The 352-nt window shown below is 45.5% G+C and carries 1 pseudogene; it reads left to right on the top strand.

Annotated features, from left to right (window positions below):
- Positions 1-352: pseudogene (locus tag J8L97_RS23310) on the top strand (transposase); the annotation flags it as partial.

Here is a 352-nt window from a genome sequence, read left to right as displayed (position 1 = left end):
ACGTATGTTGATTTAAATCCAATTAGAGCCAAAATGGCAGACACACCCGAAACCTCAGACTACACCAGTGTTAAAACCCGCTGTGAACATGCCAAAGAGGGCAAACAACCTAAACAATTGGCGCGTTTTGCAGGTAGCCCCCGAAAGCATATGCCCAAAGGTTTACCCTTTGAATTAAAGTCCTATTTAGAATTAGTCGAGCTAACAGGCAGATGTATGCGAGCAGATAAGCGAGGCGCTATAAGCCCAATCAACTCTCCAATTCTAGACAGACTCAACATTGCCCCTGAAAACTGGCAAAAACTCACCACACAATTTACCAAAGTATTCCATGGCGCAGTAGGGCGACCCC

It is taken from the genome of Pseudoalteromonas sp. MMG012 (assembly GCF_018100875.1).
In the GTDB taxonomy this organism is placed as follows: domain Bacteria; phylum Pseudomonadota; class Gammaproteobacteria; order Enterobacterales; family Alteromonadaceae; genus Pseudoalteromonas; species Pseudoalteromonas aurantia.
The sequence above is the reverse complement of the archived record's forward strand: the minus strand, read 5'-3'. Positions and strand labels throughout refer to the sequence as shown.